Genomic DNA, 2,629 nt, shown 5'->3' on the forward strand with positions numbered 1-2,629 from the left:
GTCTTATAAGGACCGTGGCGGCAAGTACCAGGGGCAGCGTGGCGTGACGCTGCCGCGTACCTGAGTCAGCCGTCTGACAAGTCGTTGGAATTCCTGGGCGGGCGTACACTCTATGGGGTGTACTGCTCCGATGCGCGCAAGGTGCATCGGGCCATCGCTCAGGAGTGCTTCATGAAGATCGATCCGCGAATAAGTGCCCAACTGGCAAGGCTTGAGCCCAATCAAGTGGGCCTGCTGGCCTGGTCATTGCTGGCGCATCCACCTGTCACGCAGGCCGGCGGAATCCCTGGTCAGCCCGACCCCGATACCCCGAACGAACAACCGACCGAACCTGGCGAGCCTGGCGAACCCACCTTGCCGGATAAGCCGCCTCCGGCGCCGGTTGCCTGATTTCCCGCATCGAAATTCAACGGCCCGAGGTTGGTTTGATCCCTGTGGGAGCGTGGCTTACCCGCGATGGACGATAACGCGGGTTATCAGATAAATCGCGTTGCCCCATCGAGGGCAAGCCACGCTCCTACGGAATCTGGGGTTACTTGAGGTTGCCGCTGAGGAATTGCTTGAGGCGTTCGCTCTTCGGGTTACCCAGCACGTCTTCAGGCGCGCCTTCCTCCTCTACCAGCCCCTGATGCAGGAACAGCACCTGATTCGAGACTTTGCGGGCGAAGCTCATTTCGTGGGTCACCATGATCATGGTCCGGCCTTCTTCGGCCAGGCCCTGGATCACCTTGAGCACTTCACCCACCAGTTCCGGGTCCAGCGCCGAGGTCGGTTCGTCGAACAGCATGACTTCCGGCTCCATCGCCAATGCGCGGGCAATGGCCACTCGTTGTTGCTGACCGCCCGACAGGAACGCCGGGTATTGGTCCGCCACGCGCGCCGCCAGGCCGACCTTATCCAGATAACGCCGGGCGCGATCTTCGGCGTCTTTCTTGCTGACACCCAGTACCCGGCGCGGGGCCATGGTGATGTTTTCCAGCACCGTCATGTGGCTCCACAGGTTGAAGTGCTGGAACACCATTGCCAGTCGGGTACGGATTCGTTGCAGTTCGGCTTCATCGGCCACCCGCATGCCATGGGGGTCTTTGATCATGCGGATCGCTTGACCGTCCAGGCTCATGGCGCCGTCGTTGGGTTGTTCGAGAAAGTTGATGCAGCGCAAAAAGGTGCTTTTACCCGAGCCGCTGGCGCCGATCAGGCTGATCACGTCACCGGTCTTGGCCTTGAGCGAAACACCTTTGAGCACTTCATGAGTGCCGTAGCATTTATGCAGGCCTTCGATGGTCAGTTTGTACATGGGGCATGCATCCTCAAGGCGAAAGTAGGTAGCCGGTGCGATAGGCTTCGAGGCCTGCAACATGGGCGATCACCATGCCTGCGGTGGCCATCCGGCGGGTCGAACGGGCGTAGAGCAGGCCGGCGTTGGCGCAATGAACCGGGGTCACGCGGTCGTCGATCGGGTCGATGATTTCGGCGATCAGTTGTCCCGCCTCCAGGTACTCGCCCGGCAGCACGCTGTACACCAGCAAGCCGCCGACCGGGGTTGCAACCGGTTCTACTGCGGCCAGTGGAGTGGCGGGGTAGGGCAGTTCGGGCAAGGGCGCGGCTTCACCTTCGATTGCGCCGAAATGAACCAGGTAGTCGATCAGTGCCTGGCAATCGAGGCTGGCCAGCGGATGATTGACGTCGCCTTGACCGCGCAATTCGACGGTCACCGAGAAGCTGCCCAGCGGAATGTCGAAGTGCTCACCGAAGCGCTCCTGCATTTGCCACCAGACCAGCGTGAAGCACTCATCGAACGAATGACCGCCGGAGTCGGTGGCCAGCAGGCTGGCTTCGGCGCCGATGTAGCGCGCCAGTGGCTCGACTTGCGGCCAGGCCTCGGGCGTGGTGTACAGGTGTGCAACCGCTTCGAAATCACAGTGCAGGTCCAGCACCATGTCCGCGTCGCAGGCCAGTGTTTGCAGGGTCAGGCGCTGGGATTGCAGTTGGGTGCGGGCGGTTTGCCGAGCCAGCGCATTGCGCAGGCTGCTGCGGATCAACTCAAGGTTGTGTTGTGGATCGTCGTTGAGTTGCCCTTCGATCTCGTTGCCGACTTCTTCACCGAGGTCAACGAACCAGCGGTTGAAGTTCTGTCCGCTTTCCAGTTCGTAGCGACCCAGTGGCACGTCCATCAGCACTTGTTCGAGGCCAATCGGGTTGGCCACGGGCACCAGTACGATCTCGCTGCGCAGACGGCCGGCGGCTTCGAGCTCCGCCAAACGCAGCTTGAGGTGCCAGGCCACCAGCATGCCGGGCATTTCGTCGGCGTGCAGCGAGGACTGGATGTAGATCTTGCCTTTGGCCTGGGTCGGGCCGAAGTGGAAGCTGTGGATCTGTCGTGCGGTGCCCGGCAGTGGGGCAAGCAGGTCATGGATCTGGTGGCGCATTTGCAAAAAATCCTAGTGAGTCGGCCCGAGGAACGCCAGCCATCGGCGTTCGGCCAGTCGGAACAGGCCGACCAGCGCAAAGGTGACGGTCAGGTAAATCAGCGCAGCAATGCCGAACGACTGAAAGGTCAGGAAGGTCGCGGAGTTGGCATCGCGAGCGACTTTCAGAACGTCCGGGACGGTGGCGGTGAAGGCTACTG

3 protein-coding genes and 2 pseudogenes are annotated in these 2,629 nt (G+C 61.5%); 2 read left to right on the forward strand and 3 right to left on the reverse strand.

Features of this window, described 5'->3' with window-relative positions; translation table 11 throughout:
* Positions 1-64: pseudogene (gene dcd / locus AC1DH9_RS26915) on the forward strand (dCTP deaminase); the annotation flags it as partial.
* Positions 65-171: 107 nt separating this feature from the next.
* Entirely contained in the window at positions 172-390 is a 219-nt protein-coding gene (locus tag AC1DH9_RS26920) for a hypothetical protein (protein WP_427533514.1), read from the forward strand.
* 142 nt (positions 391-532) lie between these two features.
* Here the strand turns inward: AC1DH9_RS26920 and AC1DH9_RS26925 are convergent, their stop codons facing one another.
* The 3 genes and pseudogenes from AC1DH9_RS26925 to AC1DH9_RS26935 all read right to left on the reverse strand — a co-directional run.
* Positions 533-1,297 (reverse strand): ABC transporter ATP-binding protein, encoded by a 765-nt coding sequence (locus AC1DH9_RS26925; RefSeq protein ID WP_019692151.1) that lies wholly within the window; start codon positions 1,295-1,297, stop codon positions 533-535.
* Positions 1,298-1,310: 13 nt separating this feature from the next.
* Positions 1,311-2,429, reverse strand: coding sequence for a succinylglutamate desuccinylase/aspartoacylase family protein (locus tag AC1DH9_RS26930; protein WP_427536908.1), 1,119 nt, complete (start codon positions 2,427-2,429; stop codon positions 1,311-1,313).
* A 12-nt stretch (positions 2,430-2,441) separates the two neighbouring features.
* A pseudogene (locus tag AC1DH9_RS26935) lies at positions 2,442-2,629 on the reverse strand (amino acid ABC transporter permease); the annotation flags it as partial.

It is taken from the genome of Pseudomonas sp. 05T35, from assembly GCF_056396605.1.